General features: G+C 60.1%; 19 protein-coding genes (1 of these 19 cut by a window edge). 6 read left to right on the top strand and 13 right to left on the bottom strand.

Annotated elements, in window-relative coordinates; all coding sequences use genetic code 11:
* The 5 genes in view from FVQ81_02450 to FVQ81_02430 are tightly spaced (at most 49 nt apart) and all read right to left on the bottom strand, a layout consistent with a single transcriptional unit that may run on beyond the window.
* Positions 1-617, bottom strand: the 5' portion of a protein-coding gene (locus FVQ81_02450; protein ID MBW7995433.1) for an HD domain-containing protein. It extends 451 nt beyond the left edge of the window; 617 of the gene's 1,068 nt are visible here — the first part of the coding sequence; its start codon is at positions 615-617; its stop codon lies off the left edge, out of view.
* The gene (locus FVQ81_02445; protein ID MBW7995432.1) at positions 617-1,627 is read right to left on the bottom strand and encodes an RluA family pseudouridine synthase; all 1,011 of its coding nucleotides are present in this window, start codon (positions 1,625-1,627) and stop codon (positions 617-619) included. Before FVQ81_02445 ends, FVQ81_02450 begins: the two co-directional genes overlap by 1 nt.
* Before the next feature lie 43 nt (positions 1,628-1,670).
* A complete protein-coding gene (gene lspA / locus FVQ81_02440; GenBank protein ID MBW7995431.1) occupies positions 1,671-2,216 on the bottom strand; it encodes a signal peptidase II in 546 nt (181 codons plus the stop codon).
* Positions 2,206-2,586: a hypothetical protein gene (locus FVQ81_02435; GenBank protein ID MBW7995430.1), complete on the bottom strand. Its 381-nt coding sequence runs from the start codon at positions 2,584-2,586 to the stop codon at positions 2,206-2,208. Before FVQ81_02435 ends, lspA begins: the two co-directional genes overlap by 11 nt.
* Before the next feature lie 49 nt (positions 2,587-2,635).
* A complete protein-coding gene (locus FVQ81_02430; GenBank protein MBW7995429.1) occupies positions 2,636-5,785 on the bottom strand; it encodes an isoleucine--tRNA ligase in 3,150 nt (1,049 codons plus the stop codon).
* Positions 5,786-6,193: 408 nt separating this feature from the next.
* Here FVQ81_02430 and FVQ81_02425 point away from each other — a divergent pair, with 408 nt between their 5' ends.
* Positions 6,194-8,530 (top strand): GWxTD domain-containing protein, encoded by a 2,337-nt coding sequence (locus FVQ81_02425; protein MBW7995428.1) that lies wholly within the window; start codon positions 6,194-6,196, stop codon positions 8,528-8,530.
* A 97-nt stretch (positions 8,531-8,627) separates the two neighbouring features.
* Here FVQ81_02425 and FVQ81_02420 read toward each other — a convergent pair whose 3' ends face one another.
* From FVQ81_02420 to FVQ81_02385, 8 genes are all read right to left on the bottom strand, one after another.
* A complete protein-coding gene (locus FVQ81_02420; protein MBW7995427.1) occupies positions 8,628-9,821 on the bottom strand; it encodes a pyridoxal phosphate-dependent aminotransferase in 1,194 nt (397 codons plus the stop codon).
* A gap of 67 nt (positions 9,822-9,888) precedes the next feature.
* Positions 9,889-10,692 carry a 4-hydroxy-tetrahydrodipicolinate reductase gene (locus tag FVQ81_02415; protein MBW7995426.1) on the bottom strand — a complete coding sequence of 268 codons (804 nt, stop codon included), beginning with the start codon at positions 10,690-10,692 and terminating at the stop codon, positions 9,889-9,891.
* Positions 10,693-10,726: 34 nt separating this feature from the next.
* A complete protein-coding gene (locus tag FVQ81_02410) occupies positions 10,727-11,593 on the bottom strand; it encodes a 4-hydroxy-tetrahydrodipicolinate synthase (protein ID MBW7995425.1) in 867 nt (288 codons plus the stop codon).
* Positions 11,594-11,668: 75 nt separating this feature from the next.
* Entirely contained in the window at positions 11,669-12,904 is a 1,236-nt protein-coding gene (locus tag FVQ81_02405; GenBank protein MBW7995424.1) for an LL-diaminopimelate aminotransferase, read from the bottom strand.
* Positions 12,905-12,931: 27 nt separating this feature from the next.
* Complete coding sequence (locus FVQ81_02400; protein ID MBW7995423.1) at positions 12,932-13,777, bottom strand: diaminopimelate epimerase; 846 nt, start codon at positions 13,775-13,777, stop codon at positions 12,932-12,934.
* 13 nt (positions 13,778-13,790) lie between these two features.
* Entirely contained in the window at positions 13,791-15,035 is a 1,245-nt protein-coding gene (gene lysA / locus FVQ81_02395) for a diaminopimelate decarboxylase (protein ID MBW7995422.1), read from the bottom strand.
* Positions 15,036-15,410: 375 nt separating this feature from the next.
* Positions 15,411-15,599, bottom strand: a complete 189-nt coding sequence (locus FVQ81_02390) for a hypothetical protein (protein MBW7995421.1) — start codon at positions 15,597-15,599, stop codon at positions 15,411-15,413.
* 191 nt (positions 15,600-15,790) lie between these two features.
* Positions 15,791-16,687 carry a hypothetical protein gene (locus tag FVQ81_02385; GenBank protein ID MBW7995420.1) on the bottom strand — a complete coding sequence of 299 codons (897 nt, stop codon included), beginning with the start codon at positions 16,685-16,687 and terminating at the stop codon, positions 15,791-15,793.
* Between the two features lie 279 nt (positions 16,688-16,966).
* On the opposite strand from FVQ81_02385, the gene FVQ81_02380 reads away from it, so the two are divergent.
* The 5 genes from FVQ81_02380 (at position 16,967) to FVQ81_02360 (ending at position 23,021) form a co-directional block, all read left to right on the top strand.
* The gene (locus tag FVQ81_02380) at positions 16,967-17,482 is read left to right on the top strand and encodes a hypothetical protein (protein ID MBW7995419.1); all 516 of its coding nucleotides are present in this window, start codon (positions 16,967-16,969) and stop codon (positions 17,480-17,482) included.
* A gap of 66 nt (positions 17,483-17,548) precedes the next feature.
* The gene (locus tag FVQ81_02375; GenBank protein MBW7995418.1) at positions 17,549-18,583 is read left to right on the top strand and encodes a PQQ-binding-like beta-propeller repeat protein; all 1,035 of its coding nucleotides are present in this window, start codon (positions 17,549-17,551) and stop codon (positions 18,581-18,583) included.
* Positions 18,584-18,772: 189 nt separating this feature from the next.
* Entirely contained in the window at positions 18,773-19,909 is a 1,137-nt protein-coding gene (gene proB, locus FVQ81_02370; GenBank protein ID MBW7995417.1) for a glutamate 5-kinase, read from the top strand.
* A gap of 536 nt (positions 19,910-20,445) precedes the next feature.
* Positions 20,446-21,705, top strand: coding sequence for a glutamate-5-semialdehyde dehydrogenase (locus FVQ81_02365; GenBank protein ID MBW7995416.1), 1,260 nt, complete (start codon positions 20,446-20,448; stop codon positions 21,703-21,705).
* Positions 21,669-23,021, top strand: a complete 1,353-nt coding sequence (locus FVQ81_02360) for a pectate lyase precursor (GenBank protein MBW7995415.1) — start codon at positions 21,669-21,671, stop codon at positions 23,019-23,021. The genes FVQ81_02365 and FVQ81_02360 overlap by 37 nt, the downstream gene beginning before the upstream one ends.
* Positions 23,022-23,063 lie beyond the last annotated feature (42 nt).

Genomic DNA, 23,063 nt, shown 5'->3' with positions numbered 1-23,063 from the left:
CCGTCCCAGGTGTACTCAACCGTTTTACCGATATCGTGCAGCAGGGCGCCGGCCAGAACCAGGTCGTCCTCCACCTCGCCGTAACGGCCGGCCAGCACCCGGGCGTGGGCGACAACAGTGAGCGTGTGTTCCAGCAGCCCGCCGAGATAGGGCTGATGCCAGCGTTTGGCGGCGGGAGCCTGGGAGAATTTCAGCCGGAACTCCTTGTCGCCGAAAGCGGTTTGCAGGAGCTTGCGCAGCAGGGGGTTGCCCACCGACCCGATCAGTTCGTCCAGTTCGGCGAGCATCTCCTGCGGGTCGCGCTCGCTGGCGGGCATCAGGGCCGAGGGATCGTAGCTGCCGGCGGCGGGGATTGAGATCGAATTGACCACCACCTGCGGGCGCTCGCCGTACTCCTCCATCCGGCCGCGCACCTGCAGGACCTGCCCCGGCGGGATACGGGTCAGCTCCTCGTCGAACCCGTCCCACATCACGGCGTCCATCCGTCCGCTGGAGTCGTTCAGCTCCAGGCGCAGGAACGGTTTCTGCTGCCTCGTCTGGCGCACGGAGATGCTGCCCAGTACGCAGACAGAGTCAACAGAGTCGCCTGGATCGTATTGCCTGAGCAACCTGGTCATCAAGCCTCCGGTTCAGCGGCTCCATCCATACCGGAGTCGCGGCGTAAGAGTTCGAGCACCCGCTGGAAATCTTGCGGGAGAGGGGCGCTGAAGTCAAGTTTTTCCCCGCTGGCCGGGTGCGCGAACACAAGGCGCGCGGCATGCAGCGCCTGACGTGGCAGGATCGCCAGCGCCTGCTGCATCGGGCCGCGGGAGCGCGGGTCGAGACCCTTGAGCGCGCTCGAACGTCCGCCGTAGGAGGGATCGCCGAGCACCGGGTGGCCGCTGTGGGCGAAATGGACCCTGATCTGGTGCGTGCGTCCGGTGCGAAGGCTGACCTCCACCAGCTCCGTGGCCCGGTAGCTCTCGATCACCCGGTAATTTGTTATCGCCACCCTGCCCTTGGTGTCGACAGCCATTTTTTTCCTGTCGCGGCGGGAGCGGTCGAGCGCCGCCTCGATAGCGCCTTCCTGTGCGGCCCAGTGCCCCAGGCAGAGCGCCAGGTAAATCCGCGATGCGCTGCGGTTTCTGATCTGAGCGGCGAGCTGCTCGTGGGCGTCGAATGTTTTCGCCACCATCAGCAGCCCGCTGGTATCCTTGTCCAGGCGATGGACGATTCCCGGCCGTAGCGGGTCAAGGCGGCTGTCCATTCCCCGGCGGAAATGCGCGGCCAGGGCGTTGGCCAGCGTTCCGTCACGGTGGCCCGGCGCCGGATGGACCACCATCCCGGCCGGTTTGTTAACCACCAGCAGGTGTTCGTCCTCGAACACTATGTCCAGGGGAATTTCCTGGGGATCGAGCGTGTTGCCGCGCGGGACGGGGTCGGGGCGGGGGAGCGTGAAAGTTTCCCCGCAAGTGACCACGTGCGACGGTTTCAGAGCTTTACCGCCGGGTCCGGCGATCAGTCTTTTTCTGGCGAGAGCAGAGATCCGGCTGCGGGAGACACCGAGCACCGCGGCCAGGAGAACGTCCAGGCGCTTGCCCTCGTCATCGCCGCTGGCGGTATAATGGACTGATTCGGGATTTTCCACCGCGGATGACTTCCCGTTCGGTAGGTGGAAGGCTGCGGGAGTATCAGGAATCTTTTTCGCCGTCGCTCCGGCCGCTTTCGGCCGGAGCGGCAAAAATCAGCCGCCAGGCCAGCAACACCGCGCCGACGGTCACCGAGATATCGGCCACGTTGAACACCGGCCAGGTCAGATCACCGATCCCGATCTCGATAAAATCGACAACCCGGCCCCAGGCGATCCGGTCGACAAGGTTGCCGCACGCACCGCCGATTACCAGGCAGAGGGCCGCCAGCGTGGGGATGTCGTCCAGGCGGGCGAACAGCAGGTAGCCGGTCATCAGCAGGGCCACGGCCACGGAAAACACGGCCAGGACCGTACCGGAAAAAAACGAGGGGTTGAGGCCGAACACGATTCCCTCGTTGTAGATAAAGCGCAGCCGGGCGATATTGTCGATCAGCCCGACTGTGGGCCCGTAGGGCTCCATGTAATGCAGCACCGCCCGCTTGGTGACCAGGTCCAGCAGAAAAACCGGCGGGACCAGGGCCAGCAGCCACGAGAGCCTGGTTTTCAGCCCGATCCGGGCTTGCGCGCCGGAGTTTTCAGAATCCATTTTCTTCCTGGGATTTACATTTGAAACAAAGCCGGGCGTGGGGCACCTGGTCCAGCCGGGTTTCCTCGATAGGCTTATTACAGCCTTGACAGATACCGAAGTTCTTTCCTCCGTCAACGTACAGCCTGCGCAGCGCTTCGTCCACGTGGTAGAACAGGCGGCCTTCCTTGCTCATGTGCTGGAAAGCTCTTTCCTGGTTCTCGGCATCGGTTCCCTGGTCGGCCATGTGGAAACTGTAGGAAGAGAGGTCCCCCGAGGAGTCTTTCAGGCTGACCTTAAAGGATTCTCCGAAACGGCCCATCTCCTTCAGAATTTTCTTGCGTTCTTCCAGCAGTCTCTGCTCGCAATGTTTGAGCTGTTTTTTATTCATCGCTGATATCTCTGAATGGTTAACGGTTAAAAGGCGGCACGCACCTTGTCTAGCTGGATTTCCTGATCGTAATTACGGCCGGTTCATCGTTGATGTTCCATTTCTGCCGCACGGAGTCGCCGTCGATTTCGCCCTGACCCAGCACATCGCACAGGGTTTCCGAGCGGATATAGTCGCCGAACGAGTCGATCGAGCCGTGAACCTTGTCCGTGGATTCGATACCGACTTCGATCCGGTCCAGGACCTCGAAGCCGGCCGACTTACGCATGTTCTGGATCTTGTTCACCAGCTCGCGGGCAATTCCCTCGCGCCTCAGCGGCTCATCGAGAGCGGAGGCCAGCACCACTCCATAGCCGCCGTCGGCCTCGACGACGAACCCCTCCCGGTCGGAAGTACGCAGCTCGACTTCACCGGAGCCGATTTCAACTTTGCCGGAACCCATCTCGATCTCGATCCGGCCCTGGCTGTGCAGGCTCCGGATCCGCTGCTGAGAGAGGGCGTCCAGCGCCGTGGCCAGGTCCTTGACCCGGGGGCCGAACCTGGGGCCGGCCACCTTGAAATTCGGTTTTACCGAGAGCGTTACGTAGTCGTAGGCGTTTTCCACCGGCACGATTGCCTTGACATTGATTTCCTCACGGACAATCCGGCCGATCTTTTCCAGGTCGGCGTCCGACAGACTGCCGGGTGTCTGGACAAGCATCCTGGCCAGCGGCTGGCGCACCTTGATTTTGCTGCGGTTGCGCGCCGCCCGTCCCAGAATCACCAGTTGCTGGGCGGCCTCCATGCGTGCTTCGAGAACGCTGTCGATCCTGCCTGGCTGGACCTCGGGGTAATCGCTGAGGTGAACGCTCTGAGGCCGGCCGGGAAACTGGTCGGCCACGAGTTTGCGGTAGAGCGATTCGCTGAAGAAAGGCGCGAACGGAGCCATCAGCTGGCTAACCTTCACCAGTACTTCCCACAGCGTGGTAAACGCGGCGCGTTTATCGCTGGAATCTCCGCTCTGCCAGAACCGCCGGCGGTTGCGGCGGACATACCAGTTGCTGACATCATCGATTAAGAACCGCTGGACAGTGCGGGCGGCGCGGGTCAGGTCGTAGCCGTCCATCGCTTTGCGCACGGCGTCGACAGTCGAGTTGAGCCGGCTGATAACCCACAGGTCCAGTTCGTCGGTCAATTCAACCTCGCCCAGACCTTCATCTCCGGGTGCGAACTTGTCGATATTGGCGTAGATGGCGAAGAAGGAGTAGACGTTCAGCAGGGTGTCGAAAAATTTGCGGACCACCTCGCCAACGCCGTCGGTATCGAAACGCTTGGGCAGCCAGGGCTGGCTGACAGTCAGCAGATACCAGCGCAGCGGGTCGGCGCCGTGGGTATTGAACACATCCCACGGATCGACAGTGTTGCCCGCCGACTTGCTCATCTTCTGACCGGTTTTATCCAGAATCAGGTCATTGACCAGCACGTTGCGGTAGGGGGCCTTGCCGGTGATCAGGGTGCTGATCGCCAGCAGGCTGTAGAACCAGCCGCGGGTCTGGTCCAGACCTTCGCAAATGAAATGGCAGGGGAAGTTGTCGCCGAACTCGTTTTCGTTTTCGAACGGGTAATGCAACTGCGCGAACGGCATCGATCCCGAGTCGAACCAGCAGTCGATTACCTGCGGCACCCGGTGCATGGCTCCATCGCATTTGGGGCAGTCAAGGACAATCTCGTCCACGTAGGGTTTGTGCAGGTCGATATCGTCGGCCACACCGCGGCCCATCTCCAGCAGTTCGCTCACACTGCCGACCGCGTGCTGATGGCCGCAGTCATCGCAGATCCAGATAGGCAGGGGTGTTCCCCAGTAGCGGTCGCGGCTGAGCGCCCAGTCGACATTGTTTTCCAGCCATTCGGCGAACCGTCCCTGGCCCACCTCGGCGGGGTACCAGTTAACCGATGAGTTGTTTTTCAGCAGTTGTTCCCGGAACCGGCTGGTGCTGATAAACCAGCTGTCGCGCGCGTAGTAGAGCAGGGGCGTGCTGCAGCGCCAGCAGAACGGATAGTTGTGGAAGTAGCTTTCCCTGTGGAACAGCAGTCCGCGCTGATGGAGGTTTTCCGTTATTTCGGGATCCGCGCTCTTGACGGACTTGCCGGCCCAGGGCTTGACTTCCGGGGTGAAACAGCCCGCTTCATCGACCGGCTGCAGCAGCGGAAGGCCGTAGCGGCGAGACAGCTCGTAATCGTCGGCCCCGAAGGCCGGGGCGATATGCACGATCCCGGTACCGTCCTCGAGGCTGACAAAGTCGGCCAGGGTGACATAGAACGCATCCTTGCCCTCGGGGGCGGGCACGAAATCGAACAGGCGCCGGTAACGCTTGTGTTCCAGTTGGCGGCCGGGGAACGTTTCCAGCACCTCGGCGTCCTCGCCCAGCACCTTCGAGACGAGCGCTTCGGCCATGATCAAGGTCTCATCGCCATGTTTCACCCTGGCATACGTGTGGTCGGCGCCCACGGCGAGGGCCACGTTGGAGATCAATGTCCAGGGAGTGGTGGTCCAGACGAGGAAGCTGGTGTCCGGCTCCTCGGCGAGCTTCATCCGCACGAACACGCTGGGGTCTTCCACTTCCCTGTATCCCAGCGCAACTTCGTGGCTCGAAAGCCCGGTGCCGCAACGGGGGCAGTAGGGCAGGATTTTCGCGCCCTTGTACAGGAGTTTCTTGTCCCACATCTGCTTGAGGAGCCACCAGACCGTTTCGATATAGTCCCGGTCGAAAGTGCTATACTGGTTTTCGTAGTCCAGCCAGTAGCCCATCCGGCGGGTCAGTTCCTGCCAGTCCTTCAGGTACTTGAAGACGCTTTGCCGGCAGAGTGTGTTGAACTTCTCGACGCCATATTCCTCAATCTGCTGCTTGCCGCTGATCTGGAGCTGCCTCTCGACTTCGATTTCCACCGGCAGGCCATGAGTGTCCCAGCCTGCTTTGCGGGGTACATGGTAACCGCGCATAGTGTAATACCGGCAAACCAGGTCCTTGATCGTACGGCTGATCACGTGATGGATGCCCGGCCGGCCGTTGGCGGTGGGCGGGCCTTCGTAAAACACGAATCTTTCACGGCCCTCGTTGCGGCCGACACTGTCTTGAAAGACATTGTTGTCTTCCCAGAACGAGATGATTTCCTGTTCCAGGTCCGGCAGCTTGAATTCTTTTGAATATTCTTTGAACATTGCCCTGCAATCGAGTGTATAAGTTGTTGAAAGACAAAGCCCGTCAAGCGGTTCTGGTAATCCAGCCGGGTGGGCTTGAAACGGTTATGTGAAAGACAATTAATATAGGCATCAACGGTTTTCTTTTCAAGTATTAAGCTGGCCGGCTAAGGCAAGGTTTAATAGTTGATCGGGGGCGATAGGCCCTATTTCCTTGCATTGGAAACGGAAAAGTGTTTAAATCAGTTGATAATGGAAGGTAGGTGTCTTATTTTGAACTTTCAGGCCGGAACGGTGGTATTAAATCCCAAATCCGCCGCTAAGCCGGGCAGGGAAATCCGGCCGCAAGCTTTGATTGAATTATCTGTTTCCTCTGTAATGGCGGAACAATAAAGTTCAACCCATTTTATAGGTTAAAGGAGTGCGCTAATGATGGGTCGCAATATCTGTTCGGTCTTGACTGCCTTCATAATAGCTGCCGCACCGGTAATCTTGACCGCTCAGGAAACTGCCCCCGCCGGTTCCGATCTCCAGCAGAAAGTGGAACGGGCGCGGGAAATGATCAAGGGCAGTAATTACAGTGCCGCGATTGCATTGATGGACGATTACCTCGCCTCGAATCCCAATGCGGGTGAAGCGCTGTTCTACAAAGCTCTGGCGGCGACCGGCCAGGTGGAAAACCTCAAAGAGGCGGAGCGGGAAGTCAGCAAGCTGTTCCTGGAATCGGCCCGCAACGGTTTCCATCTGCCTTTCGGTGGCTGGGATAACTTTCCGGTAAATATCAAATACTACGTTGAAGCCAACTGGGAGCACGCCGACGACTATATCGACCAGGAAGACCCCGAGAATTACCAGGTGGCGATCAATCTGCTGGAAAATATCGTGGCCGTGGACCACAAACAGCACAACGCCAGCGAACACCTGGGCAAGCTGTATGTAAGAACCGGGCAGAACCGCGGGGCGCTGGACCTGTTCCAGCGCATGCTCGAACGCAACCCGGACCAGAGCGAGGGGATCTATACGATGGGCCTGAGCTTCTTCGATATCTATAACAAGGATATCGCCCAGGCCATTCTCTCCGACCTCTCCAGCCAGGGTCCCGAAGAGATGTCGGCCCTGATGAAGCTGCTGATGGCCCGCGCCTTCTTCGTGATCGAAGACAACCGGATCGCCAGCGTGTACTACTTCCAGTGTCTTAACGATCTCAATGAGATCGCCGCCCGCGAGATGTACCGCGATATCCTCGATATCCTGATGCCCAAGGAAAAGGACGAGTGGAGCCGGGCCAGGACAATCGACCAGAAAAAACTGTTCTTCCGCAAGTTCTGGAAAAGCCACGACCCGTCGCCCACAACCGAATACAATGAGCGGCTGGTGGAGCACTACCACAGGCTGAACTACGCCAAGCAGTACTACACGATGAAGCAGACCAAGGGTTATGACGACCGGGGTATCGTCTACATCAAGCACGGTAAGCCCGATGAGTACGCCGACCTGGTGGGCAACTTCGGTATCCGCGATAACGAATCTTGGGTTTATTACCGCCGGCCCGACAACTTCGTCTTCCATTTCGTCAGGATCTCAAGCTCCTATTTACTCGCCAACAGCCTGCTCGAGGCAGTGATCGGCTCCGGGTTCACCCCGTCGTTCACCACCCGTGACGATCCCGATAACCCGGGTGGTGACCCCCTGGTCCTGCAAGCGGACGATTTCAGCCAGAACCTGCGAGACCTGCTCTGGAGCAGGATAGAAATTGATCCGCTTTACATTCGCCTCTACAACGAACGAGTTGATTTCGACGACCCCAGTTACCTCGGGCAGGAGCTGACAACCACCTGGCGCATGATGGAGGCCGATCTGGTGGAAGCCGCCCTGACCACGGGCATGGAGAGCGAGACCTATATCCCCGACATGGGTTCCGAGCCGATGGACTACTATTACTACACAGCTGATTTCATGGCCATGAACGCCAACAGCAACGTGAGTATCTTTTACGGCCTGCCCGTGTCGAGTCTGGAATTCAAGCGCGACATTATCGGTGTGCGCGTGAACTACGAGAGCACCTTCGCGGTCTTCGACCAGAACTGGAACGAGGTGGACCGCGTGTACAACCGCCGCAGCTATCAGCTGAGCCAGGAACCGGATATGAAAACCAAGGGGCTGCTGCTGGTCGATAAGCAGACGCTGAACCTGCCTCCGGGAGAGTACCATTACTCGGTCAGTGTCAAGGACCTGGGTAACGATAACATGGGTATTTACAAGGGCGATATCGACGTCACCCACTACCAGCCCGACCAGTTCAGCATCAGCCAGATCGTGCTGGCCAGCAACATTACTCCGTTCGATGGAGAGAAACGCGGCAAGTTCACCCGCGGGGCGTACAATGTTATGCCGCTGCCCTCGCGGACCTTCAGGCGGGAACAGGCCGTGTTCGTTTACTACGAGATTTATTTCCTGACCGAGAGCGATGAGGGTAAGAAAGACTACCACGTCGATTTCACTATCGAGGCCGAAAGCCTGGACCGGAACCTGGCCGCCAAGATATTCTCGCCCTTTGGCAATCTGTTCAAGAGCGATGAGGAGAAGGGCAAGATTACGATGACGTTCCAGAAGGAAGCCGATCCCGAGCGGATTGTCCAGCAGGAATACATCTCGATTGATATCAGCGATTCGCCGGCCGGCGAGTACAACCTCAGTATCGTCGTCATCGATGTCGCCACGGGGCATCAGATTACCCGCACGTCCAAGTTCTTTATCGTCAAATAGCGGCGATTCGCAAACCAGAGTTGCATGCAGAAAGCCCGGCGGATATCCGCCGGGCTTTTCTATTGACTCATTATTGTCTGACTTGCCGCAGGGCAGATCAGCTCAGCGCGGCCAGGCCCTCTTCGATCCGGTCCAGAGCTTTCTCCAGCATCTCCATCGAGGTGGCGTAGCTCAGGCGCTGGTTGGCATCCAAGCCGAACCCGCCGCCGGGGACCACGGCCACGTGGCTTTTCTCCAGCAGGTAATCGCTGAGGCCCACACTGCCCCCGATCTTTTTCCCATCGGCGCTGCGGCCGTGGTAGGCGCTGAAATCCGGAAACGCATAGAACGCGCCCCTGGGCATGATACAGCTCACGCCGTCGATCGAGTTCAACCGGCCGACCAGATACTTGCGCCGCTCGTCGAATGCCCGCACCATCATCGCCACACTGTCCTGCGGGCCCTGCAGGGCCTCTAACGCAGCCACCTGCGAGATGCTGGTGGGGTTCGAGGTCTCCTGGCTCTGCAGCTTGCCCATCCCTTTGATCACATCCAGCGGGCCGGCAGCGTAGCCGATCCGCCAGCCGGTCATCGAGTAGCACTTGCTGGCCCCGTTGATCACGATCGTACGGGAGAAAACCTCCTCGTCCAGGGTCGCAATCGAGACATGCTCCGCGCCGTCGTAGAGGATTTTCTCGTAGATCTCGTCGCTGATCACGTAAACGCTGCTGTCCCTGAGCACCTCGGCCAGTTCGGTCAACTCCTGGCGCGAGTACACCATCCCGCTGGGGTTCGAGGGCGAGTTGAGGATCAGCAGCCTGGATTTGGGAGTTGTCGCGTCCTTGAGCTGCTGCGCCGTAATTTTGTACTCGCTCTCGGCGGTGGTTTCGACAATCACCGGCGTTCCGCCCGCCGCCTTGGTCATTTCGGGATAGCTGACCCAGTATGGTGCCGGGATAATCACCTCGTCGCCCGGGTCCACCAGCGCCATAACGGCCAGGAACACCGAGTGCTTGGCGCCGCAATTGACAATCACCTGCTCGAGAGCGTAATCGAGTCCGTTGTCTTTCTTGAACTTTTCGGCAATCGCCTGGCGCAGGGGAGGTATGCCGACCGCGGGCGTGTATTTGGTGAACCCGTCGTTGATCGCCTTGATCGCGGCCTGTTTGATATTGTCCGGAGTGTCGAAATCGGGTTCGCCCGCACTCAGGCCGACAACATCGATCCCCTCGGCCTTCATCGCCTTGGCCTTGGCGGTTATCGCCAGGGTAATCGATGGCTCAATCCGGGAAACGCACTGTGAGACGGACATCTAATCCTCCTTAATAATCACAGCCACTGAAGTTGGTTGTTAAGCAGAACAAAAAGTTGACATACCGCTACCGCAAGCCCAGCACGTCCTGCATATCGTAAAGTCCCGGTTTGGCTGACACGGCGAACCGGGCCGCGACCACCGAACCGCGGGCGAAGGTGTCGCGGCTGTGGGCGCGGTGAGTGATCTCGAACCGCTCTCCCAGGGTGCCGAACACGGCCGTGTGCTCGCCGACGACATCTCCGGTGCGAAGGCTATGGACCGCGATTTCCCTGGGGTCGCGCTCGCCGGTGATCCCCTTGCGGCCCCAGCATCCCACCTCGTCCATGTTACGGCCGAGGGCCTCGGCGATTATCTCGGCCAGGCGTTTGGCCGTACCGGACGGGGCGTCGCGCTTGAACCGGTGATGGGTCTCGAATATCTCCACGTCGTAATCGTCGCCCAGCACGCGGGCCACCTCGCCGGCCACCTTGAACATCAGGTTGACCCCGACACTCATGTTGGGCGCCCACACAACCGCCAGCTCTTGAGCCGCTTTCTCCAATACCTCCACCTGGCCGCTGTCCAGGCCTGTCACGCCCGTAACCAGCGGCACTCGCTTATCGATGCAGGTTTGGGCCGTGCGGACCACCGAGCCGGGCAGGGAGAAATCGATAACCACCGATGAGCCGGCAACAGCTTCGGCCAGCTTGTCGGTGACTTCCACTCCCGCCGGCGCCAACCCGGCCGCTTCGCCGATATCCCGGCCAAGCTCCGGATGGGCTCCGGATTCGACCGCGCCGGAGAGTTTGGCATCATCGCTGCCGGCAATCGCCGCGGCAATCCGCTTGCCCATTCTGCCGCAGGCGCCGACAAGACAGATCTCAATCATGGACAAATCCTTTCCCGTTCCAGTTGCGCCCGGTTCAGACCAAACCCTGCTTTTTCAGCACAGCCATCAGCCTGGAGCGGTTGGAGTCGGCAAGCGGGCAGAGCGGCAGACGGTACTCCTCGGCCACCTTGCCCATCGCCGCCACAGCCGCCTTGACCGGAATCGGGTTGGTTTCAAGGAACAGGGCCTTGAACAACGGCATCAGCTCGTAATGAATCCTGCGCGCGCCCTCGGAGTCTCCGTCGAGCCAGGCGCTGCACAACGCCGCGGTGCGAGCGGGCGCCACATTGGCGGCCACGCTGATCACGCCCCTGGCCCCGACACTCATCAGCGGCAGGGTCAGGGAATCATCGCCCGAGAGGATCGTTATATCGCACAGCGAGGCGATCCGGCTGGCCTGGTCCAGGCTGCCGGAGGCCTCCTTGACCGCCACGATATTTTTCAACCCGGCCAGCCTGGCAATCGTCTCCGGCTCGATATTCCGGCTGGTGCGGCTGGGGACGTTGTACACTATCTGCGGGATATCGACCTCTTCGGCGACCTTGCGATAGTGCAGGTACAGGCCTTCCTGGGTGGGCTTGTTGTAATAGGGGCATACCAGTAAAGCCCCGTCGGCACCCAGCCTGGCCGCCTCGGAGGTCAGATGGGTCGCCTCGGCTGTGCTGTTGCTGCCCGTGCCGGCGATTACCGGGATGCGCCCGGCGGCGGCCTCGATTACGATCCTGATAACCTGAAGGTGCTCTTCGTGACTCATGGTGGCGGACTCGCCGGTGGTCCCGCAGGGGAGCACCGCGCTGGTCCCGTTCTCGACATGGAAATCCACCAGTCCGGCCAGCGCCTGCTCGTCGATCTTTCCATCGCGAAAAGGCGTGATCAAGGCGACTATCGAGCCGGAAAACATGTTGCCTCCTTGGAATTTGGAGATTTTGCCGATATGGTCATTCGTGTTTTGCAAGGTCATGCAAAAAAGGAGACCTCAGAACACGAACTTACTGCCGCTGAGACGGTTGCCGATTTCTCCGGCGATCCGTTTCTCATCCTCCTCGTCCCTGGCGATAAATGTCGCACCGGCGCGAAGGAAAGCTCCGGCGGTGTCCTCGGGCACGGTGGAAATCAGCTGCTCGCGGATCAGCCACTGGGAGCAGGCCTCGGCAGTCTGGAACTCCGGGCCGCCCTCGATCCCCCTCGGGCTTTTCATGAACAGGTAGAACGTGCCCTCGGGCATCCGTGTCTCGTACCCCAGTTTCTCGAACGCACCGCAGAGCAGTTTCAGCTTGCGCTCGTATTTGCCGGCGATCTGCCCGGTGAGTTGCGGATTGCGCAGGCCCACCGCGGCGGCTTTCTGGATGGCCGCGAACTGGCCGCTGTCCGAGTGGTCCTTGACCTCGGCGAACGCCTGCACCAGTCCAGCGTTGCCGCAGACCCAGCCGATCCGCCAGCCGGTCATGTTATAGCTCTTGGAGAGCGAGTGCAGCTCGATCGCCACGTCCATCGCTCCATCGATTGACAGAATGCTCAGCGGCTTACGGCCGTAGACCAGCGCTGCGTAGGCCGCGTCCTGGATAATCGCCACCTCGTAGCGGTGCGCCCAGTCGATCACCCCGCGGAAAAAATCCTCTGTCGCCGCCCTGCCGGTGGGGTTATTGGGGTAATTGATCACCAGCACCTTGGCGCGACGGGCGGTTTCCTCGTCCAGCGAGTCGAGGTCAGGCAGGAAGCCGTTATCCTCGGTCAGCGGCAGGTTAACCACCTCGGCGCCGTACCAGGCGCTGTGGGTGCCGAACACCGGGTAGCCGGGGACGGTCATCAGCACGACATCGCCCGGATCCACCAGCGCGCTGGGCAGCAGCGCCAGGGCGCTCTTGCTGCCGATACTGTGGTTGATCTGGGTCGCGGGATCCAGGCCGCCGACACCGTAAACATGCTCCATGTGCCAGGCCACGGCCTCGCGGAACTCGCCGATCCCGTTATCCGTGTAACCACGGTTCTCGTATCGCTGCGCTTCCTGGCGGAGAGCCTCGACGATGGGAGCGGGAGTCATCCCGTCAGGTTCGCCCACGCCCAGGTCGATCAGCTCCACGCCGGGATGATCCTTGATCGCCGCGCGTTTGGCCCGCTTGATCTTCTCGAACTTGTAGACCGTGTCGTCCCTGCCGAAATTTTCTCCGCCGATTCGCTGCGCAAAAAACTGCTGTACCAGTTCTCCCGCCATTTAACTTTCACTCCTGTATGCTGTCATTCATTCCGGCCACGAACCGCGGAAAATCTCCTCGGCGGGCCCTGTCATGAATACGTTCTCTCCCTCGCGCCACTCCAACTCCAGTTCGCCGCCGTTGAGACGGATATGAATCAGGCCGGGACCGGCTCTCCCGGTCAGGATTGCGGCCACCGCAACCGCGGCCGCGCCGGTGCCGCAGGCCAGGGTCTCGCCGCTGCCGCGTTCCCAGGTGCGCTGGCGAAGCCGATTGGGGCCGAGCACGTTGACAAACTCGACATTGGTCCGGTCGACAAACAGCGGGTCACGCTCGATAGCGCGGCCGTAGCGCTCCACCGGAAAGTCCTCGACCGGTTCATCGAGGAAAATCACCGAATGCGGATTACCCATCGAGACGCAGTTAAGCCTGAATTCGCGTCCTTCGGCCTCCAGCGTGACCTCGAGCGCGCGATCACCGGGCAAGTTGATTCCGATCTCCCCTGGACTCAGCCGGGGCGGACCCATGTCGACCCGCACCGAGCCGACTTTCCCGCCCTCGATATTCAATGCAAGCTCCAGCAGCCCCGCGCCGGTTTCGATCCGGAGCGGGTTGTCGGTAATTTTTCCGCTTTCGTAGACCAGCTTGGCCACGCAGCGGATAGCGTTGCCGCACATCTCCGCCTCGCTGCCATCGACATTGAACATCCGCATCCGGCAGTGGGCGTTGCCGTTGCCGGCGGGGACAATCAGCACCAGCCCGTCGGCGCCGACGCCGAAATGGCGGTCGCTCATCCGGCGCGACAGCTCCGGCAGGTCGCCGGGAAGGGCGCCCTCCAGGCGTTCGATAAAGATATAGTCGTTACCGATCCCGTGCATTTTGACGAAATCGATCATGCTCGACTCCTTAGAGTTCCTCTCCGCGGATCAGGTCTTCCAGCGATTCCGCCCGGCGCACGATCCGCCATCGGTCGCCATCAACAAGGACTTCGGCTCCGCGCGGACGGCTGTTGTAGTTCGAGGCCATCGTGGCGGTATACGCCCCGGCGTCGTAGACGCAGAGCAGCTCGCCGGCCCTGATTTCAGTCATCGGACGGTCTTTTGCGATCCAGTCGCCGCTTTCGCAGATCGGACCGACAACGTCGATAGTCACTTCGCCACGTCCATTGGTCCGGATCACCGGCTCGATCCGGTGGTAAGCGTTGTAGAGGCTGGGTCTGATGATGTCGTTCATCCCCGCGTCGACCACGGCGAAATTCTTGCCTGCGGTCTGCTTGTAATGGATCACGCGGGTCAGCAACGCACCAGCGTTCCCGCTGATCGAGCGGCCCGGCTCGACCACCACCTTGCAGCCCAGCGGTTCGATTACCGGCAGCACGGCCTCGGCGAACTGCTGCGGGGTGGGGGGAACCTCATCGCGATAACTGATACCCAGCCCGCCGCCGATATCGCAGAACTCCAGCTCGAACCCCACGCTTTGAAGCTCACGGTAGAGGCGCGCGATTTTTTCGCAGGCCGCCACGAACGGCTCCGTTCTGAGGATCTGTGACCCGATATGGGTATCGATTCCGATCACGCGGAGGTTATCGTAGGCTGCCGCCCTGCGATAACTTGCCAGGGCCTCGTCGTAGGGAATGCCGAACTTGTTTTCCTTCTTGCCGGTGGTCGTGTACTCGTGGGTGTCGCTTTCCACATCGGGGTTGATCCGCAGGCTCACCGGCGCGATCAGGTCCATCGAGCCCGCCACCCGGTCGATCATTTCCAGTTCGGGCAGGCTTTCGACGTTGAAGCAGTAGATACCGTTTTCCAGCGCGTAGCGGACCTCATCTTCGGTTTTGCCCACGCCGCTGTAAACTATCCGTTCGCCCGGGACACCGGCCCTGAGCGAGCGGAAAAGCTCGCCGCGGCTGACTATGTCCGTGCCCGCGCCCTGTCCGGCCATCAGGTGGACCACGGCCAGATTGGCGTTACTCTTGAGTGCGAAACATATCAGGTGATCGACCCCGGCGAACGCGCGGTCGTAACTCTCGTAGGAATCGAGCAGAGCCCGGCTGCTGTATACGTAACACGGCGTGCCGGCCTCCTCGGCAATCCTGCTCAGCGGCACCTGCTCGCAGTAAAGCTCTCCGTCAATGTATTCAAAGGCTTGCATTTAATCTCCACTTCAGCGTTTAATCGCCGGTTTACATACAAAAAAACCGCTGTCCAAACCAGCCGGCCAGCGGAATTGCTGCGTGATCAACGCGGAAGTAACCGAAGTGTCCGGTAAAAGATGGAAACTATTCTGGCGGCTGGTCGGCAGACCGGACCGCTCAGACAACCGCCGGGATGTTAAACTTTGCCGGCCGGCAAAGGTCAACGCATGACGGGCACAAAATTAAGATTTTTCGGGAGATATGTCAAGATTAACGCCGGTTGAACGGGCAAGCGAGGCTTGCCCCGCCGGTATCTGGCGTATCAGGCCGCAACTGGGTTGCCGGAAAGGGATATCTGCGCCGTGGCGGGGGCTCGACACTCAATACCCCGCTCAGCCGTAGTCGTCGTGTTCGTTCTCTTCTTCCGCCAGCGGTTCCAGATACTGATCGTCGTCGGAATCCTCCTCGTCCTCGTCTTCGTAGTCGATATCATCTTCGAGCAGATCGTCTTCGAGTTCTTCTTCCTCGAAATCGTCGTAATCATCGTCCAGCGAATCGCTGTGGTACGAGTAGCGCTGCATGGAGCCTCCTGCGAATCACTCGTAAATCCAAGCTGATGAGCTTGTAACACACCGAAAAACAATGCGATAGATGATTGCAAGCATTCTGAGCCGGGGAAAATACGACTTATTTTATAAAAAAAATTAGTGGCTGTCAAGGCCTGGAAGCAGCTTTTTAAGGAGCCTGGGAGGATTGCAGGGATACGGACAAGTTAAGGTGAGACAGGTTCAGCCACATAGACGGTGAACCGGCGGAATTCCCAGCCGTTTGCGGTCATGCCGATAAAATCCGAAAATCCCCAGGCCAGCCCGGTGATTGTCAGCTCGTTGGAGCCGTTCCGGAGGTCATCGAGCGTAATCTGGACACTGTCCGTATCGAGGATCAGCGTGGAATCCGCAATCACGACCGTGGCCCCGGAGACATACAGCCTGTCGGCGTCACGATCGATCCGCTTGATGAAACCAACCAGCTCTGGAGGATCCTCGGGATCGGGAGCATTGCCGCCCAGCCGCTGCACGCGGGTGGCGTGGATAAAGAGATCATCGGCCAGCTCGACCCCGTAGACCGCCACGTTGTCGGCAACCTTGAAGCTGTCGGCGCGTGTGAGCGGCATGCTGAAAGTGAGCGTACTGTCGGTGTCGAATTCCCACTCCTGGACCTCGCTTGCCTGAAGACCGCCGTCAGTCCAGCCGATCACCAGCTTGAGTTTCCCGTAACTGAAGTTTTTCTTGAAGGGGATGTCGACAAACGTAACCCGCGCGGCTAATACCAGGTTTTCAACCTCGCTGGTCATGAAGACCATGTCGCCGCCCGCGTTGGTTATCTCGACGTCGATATAGAGGCTGGTGCTGTCGCTCGTATCGCCGTCCCTGACAACGGCAAGCATCGTTCCGTCCGGAAAACCCCGGGCTTTTCCCTCCTTGACCTCCAGCTTGATATCCAGTTCCACTGCCGGGCCGCCGGGCTTGACGATCACCTGGCCGCCCCCGTTGTCCGCCGGCGGGCTCAGCGGCAGGGAGTCGAAGCTGTCCGGGGCGCAGGAAAGCACAAGCAGGCCCAGAACGGGAAAAAAATGCTCTAATGAGCGGAAAATTCGCAGGGGTCTCATCCGGTTTATCCCGTGTAATTGCCCGCCGGCCATGAATCCGCGGGCGGGAGTTGTTTCCGGTGCTGAATAAATGCAATTAGCATACCAGTCCGGGGGTGTGATATCTAGCTTGCAAACCCGGTGAACCTGTCGAACCGCATGTCTTCGCTGTCAATCGCCTCCAACTCCCTGCCGCGCTTGCATTAAGACGCATTGTGTATTAATGTTACAGTCTGAATGGACGGTTCTGCGGGTGAGGTATTCAACTCAGAAAGGGATGCAATGGAATTCGGGCAGGAAATGGTTCAGAAAGTTTTCAGCGAAACGGACATAATCCTGCGGGTGGGAAGCTCATTGCGGAGCAGCGATGAGACCCTGCTGAACTACCTCGTACTGGCTCCCAGCGCCGAGGGAGGGGAGCAGACAATCCGCTGGGACGGCACGGTCAGGATATCTCCGCGCCTGACTATCGCGGCCGACGAACATGCCTCGATTAACCTGCGGGAGTTTTACGGCGATGAGGACCGTATCCCGCCGCAGTTGCGCGAGCTGGCGATCGTTTTTCGCAGCGCATATCTCAAGCTCGACGGCCGGGGAGTGGAGCGCCAGCACATTCCGCGTAATATGCTGGAATCCCTGGACATGATGAAGAACCTGTTCGACAGGATCACCAGTCATCGCTCCCGCGAGTTGAATGACGAAAACAATGCGCTGATCGTGGCTCCCAGCGAATTTGTCTGGCCGGTATCCGTACTGAAGTACATCTCCGAAGTAATGGGCGAGGATTTTCGCAGTTTCCGCCGCTTCGGCCCCTGAATTGAGCTGTCCTTCCGCGGCGAAACCGGCGAATTCCCGGATATCATTGTACAGGAGAGACATGTCGTGTCCGACTGGCCGATGTTTCACCGCGACCCATCCCGCACGGGATTTGTGGCCGATGAACTCGATCAGCCGCAGAGGGTTAAATGGCTGCTCGAAACCGGCGACCGGATTTTCTACGCCAGCCCGGTGGTGGCCGATGGTCTGTGTATCTGCGGCTCCCGTGACGGCAACCTCTACGCCGTGGACAGCCTGTCCGGTAAATTGCGCTGGGTGTCCCGGACCTCCGATGAGGGTGATCTGTCGGTGTCCGCCGCCGAAAGCACCGTGTTCGCCGGGTCGAACCGCGACGGTTGCCTGCGGGCGCTGGCCGCCGATGACGGGAACGCATACTGGACGTTTCAAACCCTGGGACCGGTGTTTGCCTCCCCGCTGGAAGTTGACGACAAGGTGCTGATCGGTTCATCCGATGGGCACCTCTACGCGTTGGACCGGACAGACGGCTCGCTGCTCTGGAAACACGACTGCGACGGGGAGCTGCGCTATGCCGCGACACTGGCCGGCGCCGTTGTCTGCACAGGAGCCAGCGACGGGTACCTTCACGCCGTTGAACTCACGGACGGCCAATGCCGCTGGCGATTCAAGACCCAGGGGCCGCTGAACTGCTCTCCGGCCGTTGGCGGAGAGATAGTCTATACCGGCTCGGACGACCACCATCTCTACGCCGTCGAGCTGGAAACAGGCAAGCTGGCCTGGCAGTTCCGTACCGAGGGACCGGTCCGCTGTACTCCGGCGCTTGCCGGAAAAATATTGGCCGCCGGGTCGCTGGACGGACGCTGTTACGGCCTTGACGCCGAAACCGGCCGTCAGTTGTGGAGCTACCGCACCAACGATGCTGTCTATTCCAGCCCGGCGATAGCAGGTAAAACGGTAGTATTCGGTTCCATGGACGGTTATCTTTACGGCCTGGAGCTTGAAACCGGCCGGCTGACCTGGCGTTTCGAGATCGGCTGCGACATTATTTCCAGCCCGGCGATCGCGGGCGGCATGGTATATGTCGGCGCGGAGAATGGCCGGGTCTACTGCCTGGGGGCTTGATTTTCCGGCAGTTTTAATCCTGAAGAATTCCTCGCATCTTTAGCAGAAAGAACAAGGCGTTCGAAAAATATTGCAACTCCCCGAGCTTGGTGATAATGGTACCCGGATGGATTTAATCGGTTGCTTCGTGTTTCAGTTGCGGGGGGAGTTCATTGGTTGACTTTATCAGACGGAAAATTACTTGTACAAATGAAACTCAGGCGTAAAATCGAGGGTATCGAGCGGGTGGTGGTGAAAATCGGCACCCGCGTACTGACCGGTATCGACAACCAGATTGTCCGCGAGCGGATCGACCTGCTGGCCGTGCAGATTGTCGAGCTGGAGAACCAGGGAATCGCCACGGTGCTGGTTTCCAGCGGAGCTGTCGGCGCGGGGATGGGCAGGCTGGGCGTGGAAAACTATCCCCGGCTGATCCCGGACCGTCAGGCGGTAGCAGCCGTGGGCCAGGTGCAGTTGATGAAGATGTGGGAGCACGCTTTCGCCACCCACGGCCGTCAGGTGGGACAGGTGCTGGTAACCGCGGCGGACCTTCAGAGCCGCTACCGCTATGTCAACATGCAGAACACGTTCGAGAGCCTCCTGCGCATGGGAGTGCTGCCGGTGGTCAACGAGAACGACAGCGTGGCCGTACGGGAGCTGAAATACGGAGACAACGACGCCCTGAGCGTGCAGGTGGCGGGGATAATCGACGCCGGCCTGCTGGTGCTGCTCACCGCCACCGACGGTCTCTACACGGCCAACCCGGAGAAAGACCGGACGGCGACGAGAATCCCGGTGGTGGAGAAAGTGACCGGAGATTTGATTCGCGGGGCCAGCGGCAAGTCGAGCGGATTGGCTATCGGCGGAATGCGCAGTAAGCTCGAGGCGGCCTCCCTGGCTGGCAAGGCCGGCGTGTGGTGCGTCATTGCCGGCGGAATCCGCCCTGACCTGGTCGGGATTGTCGAGGGAGGCGACGTGGGCACGCTGTTCGTACCCAGGGCGGGCGGACTCCAGCGGCGCAAGCACTGGATTGCCTTCACCAGCCGCTCGCGCGGCCGCCTGCTGGTGGACAAGGGCGCCCGCAGGGCTTTGGTCGAGAACGGCAAGAGCCTGCTCTCCAGCGGGATCGCCGGTATCGAGGGCTCTTTCGGGTCCGGAGACGTGGTCGATATCGCGATTGCAGCGGACGAGGCGCCGTTCGCGCGCGGGGTTACCTCCTACAGCGCCGAGGACCTGGGCAGGATCAAGGGCCTGCACTCGTCGCAGATCGAGGAAGTGCTGGGCCACGACGGACCGGAGGAAGTGATCCACAAGGACAATCTGGTCCTGCTGGAAAAGCGCAACTGAGCGGAATATAATTTATTCGAAAAGCATTCCTCTCGTCTTGCCGCGGGGAGGTACTTGCGCGCGGGCGGACACCGGGCGAACACGAGGTTCGCCCCTACGGGGAGAGCCAACCTTTGGCTGGGACACTGCCTGAGACTCCGGGTGAGGAGGGTTTTTCCGGGGGCCGCGCATGTTTGAGCCGGCAAAAAGGAAGCGTGAAGAAGAGTCGTATCCCAGTGGAGGTAGCAGGAGCGACAGGGCCGGGAGTGCGATTCGCTTTCAGCGTGCCTTGCACGGAGGAGCGGAGTTTTTTACCTATTACACTCACTGGTCGCTGAAGAGATTGAGTAAATGCGAGTTCGCTCACCCCCAATGGTTTTGCTGCTTTTGCCGAAACAAAAGCAGAAAGAAACATTTGAAAAATACTTCAAGTTTCCTCGACGGGTTGAATATGGGATTCAGGCAGATTTAACTCAGATACCTAGCGGCTCTGCCGCGGAGTAATTCATAGGTAATAAATACTTTAAAGTATCTGCGGCAGCGAACCGGGAGAATCGATGAGCGAGATCATGCAACTGGTAGAGCGGATGGGACAGGCGGGACGGGAGGCCGCCGCGCGGCTGGTAGTGGCATCGACCGGCGAGAAGAACAGGGCGCTTGAGGCGGTGGCCGTGGCGCTGGAGGAAAACCGGGCGGAAATCCAGGCCGAGAACGAAAAAGACCTGGCCGCTGGGCGCGAGAACGGGCTGACAGGGGCGATGCTGGACAGGCTGGCTCTGAGCGACAAGCGGATCGACTCGATGATCGACGGGGTGCGCGAGGTGATCGGCCTGCCCGATCCGGTCGGCGGTACGTTCGACAGCCGGGACCGTCCCAACGGCCTGCGGATCTGCCGGATGCGGGTTCCGATCGGGGTTATCGGGATTATCTACGAATCGCGGCCCAACGTGACTGTCGACGCCGGCGCGCTGACACTCAAGAGCGGTAACGCCGTGATCCTGCGCGGGGGAAGCGAGGCGATCAACAGCAACCTGGTCCTGGCCCGCGTGATGAGTGCGGCTGTCGAGTCCGCCGGCCTGCCGGCGGCCACTGTCCAGCTCGTTCCCACTGTTGACCGCCAGGCCGTGGGCGAGATGCTGAGAGCGGACAAATATATCGACCTGATTATCCCCCGCGGCGGCGAGGCGCTTATCCGCCGGGTGGTGGAAAACAGCACGATTCCGGTGATCAAGCATTACAACGGGATCTGCCACGTGTACGTGGACGGCGAAGCCGACCTGGAGATGGCCGCCGAGGTGGCGTTCAACGCCAAGGTCCAGCGCCCCGGCGTCTGCAACGCGATGGAGACCCTGCTGGTGGACAGCGCGGTGGCCGACCGGTTTCTCCCCGGCCTTGCCGGGCGCATGGAGGAAGCGGGCGTGGAACTTCGCGGCTGCGAGCGTACCCGTGCGCTGGTGCCCTCTGCCGGCTCAGCCACCGAGCAGGACTGGCGCACCGAGTACCTGGACATGATTCTGAGTGTCAGGGTTGTCGATGGGCTGGACGCGGCGGTGGAGCATATCGAGAAATACGGCTCGCACCACACCGACGCCATTATTACCCGCAATAAGGACACTGCGAAAAAATTTGTCTGCAGGGTGGACAGCAGCTCGGTGATGGTCAATACCAGCACGCGGTTCAGCGATGGCGCCCAGTACGGCCTCGGCGCTGAAATCGGTATCTCCACCGACAAGCTCCACGCCCGCGGCCCGATGGGTCTCGTGGAACTGACCACCTACAAATGGGTGGTCACCGGAGAAGGGCAGCTCAGGGAGTGACCTCGCAAAAGGCTTTCGTGATTGGTTCTGTTTTTACCTTGCTGGTCGGGATAGCGCCAGAGGCTGCTTCAGCCGAAATCCCCGCGTTCCCCGGCGCGGAGGGTTTCGCCGGCACGACCCCCGGCGGCCGCGGCGGGAAAGTGATCCATGTCACCAATCTCAACACCGATGGCCCTGGCAGCCTTCAGGCCGCGCTCAGCACTCCGGGTCCCCGCATTGTCGTGTTCGACACCAGCGGCGTGATCCCCGGCACTGTCTATCTGGACTACGGGCAGGTGACGATTGCCGGTCAGAGCGCGCCGGGAGCTGGAATCACGATCAAGGGACTGATCGCCACCGACCACGTGCCGCGCGGCCGCAAGATCGAGGACGTGGTGATCCGTTTCCTGCGTATCCGCCCCGACCCCAACGAAAAACTTAACCAGAGCGGTGACGGGATCAGGATTTCCCATGCCCGCCGGGTGATGCTGGACCATCTCAGTATCGCCTGGGGCAGTGATGAGACTATCGACGTGTTCACCGCCAGCGATGTCACGGTCCAGTGGTGCACGGTGGACGAGGGCGACACCACCGGCCACGAGGAGGGCGTGCACAACTACGGATTGATCCAGGGCCCCAACGGGCACCGGATTTCGGTCCACCACAACCTGTTCGCCCATCACAAGCGCCGCAACCCGGCAGTGGCCAATGGCCCGGCCGATGTGATCAACAACGTGGTCTATAATTTCCGAGATGGTTTCCTGCACGATAACGCCACCAACGCAATCGCGTTCAATATCATCGGCAACTACTACAAGCGCGGCCCCAGCGATCCGCAAATTTTCCCGTTCTGCTTCCGCGACGGCGGACACTACTACCTTCGCGATAACTGGATCGAGGGCACGGGTATGATCCAGGACCCGTGGGCCGAAAAGGACAAGCACCCCGGCCTGGCCTATTACGCGGCAAAAGGCGACAAGGCGGAGAGGCCGTCGCCCACACCCGGGATCACCACTCACGATCCACGGGAAGCCTATGAGCTGGTGCTGGCGCGCGCCGGCTGCTTTCCGCGCGATATCCTTACCCGCGAGGTGATCGAGGATGTAAAAGCAGGGACCGGAAGCTGGGGCCGCCGCAATATACCGGATCTGATGGCCGGGCTGATAGCGGCTACGAAACCGCCGGATACCGACAACGACGGGATGCCAGATGAATGGGAGAAGTTGAACGGCCTGGATGCGGAAGACCCCTTCGATTATAACAAACAGAGGCCCTCGGGCTACACCGCGATCGAGGAATACCTGAACCAGCTCGCCCATCGGCTGGTGGGCAATTAGCATACTCGATCTGTTCTGTCATATTTATCCATGGAAGCGAGG

It is taken from the genome of Candidatus Glassbacteria bacterium (genome assembly GCA_019456185.1).
In the GTDB taxonomy this organism is placed as follows: domain Bacteria; phylum Gemmatimonadota; class Glassbacteria; order GWA2-58-10; family GWA2-58-10; genus JAJRTS01.
The sequence above is the reverse complement of the archived record's forward strand: the minus strand, read 5'-3'. Positions and strand labels throughout refer to the sequence as shown.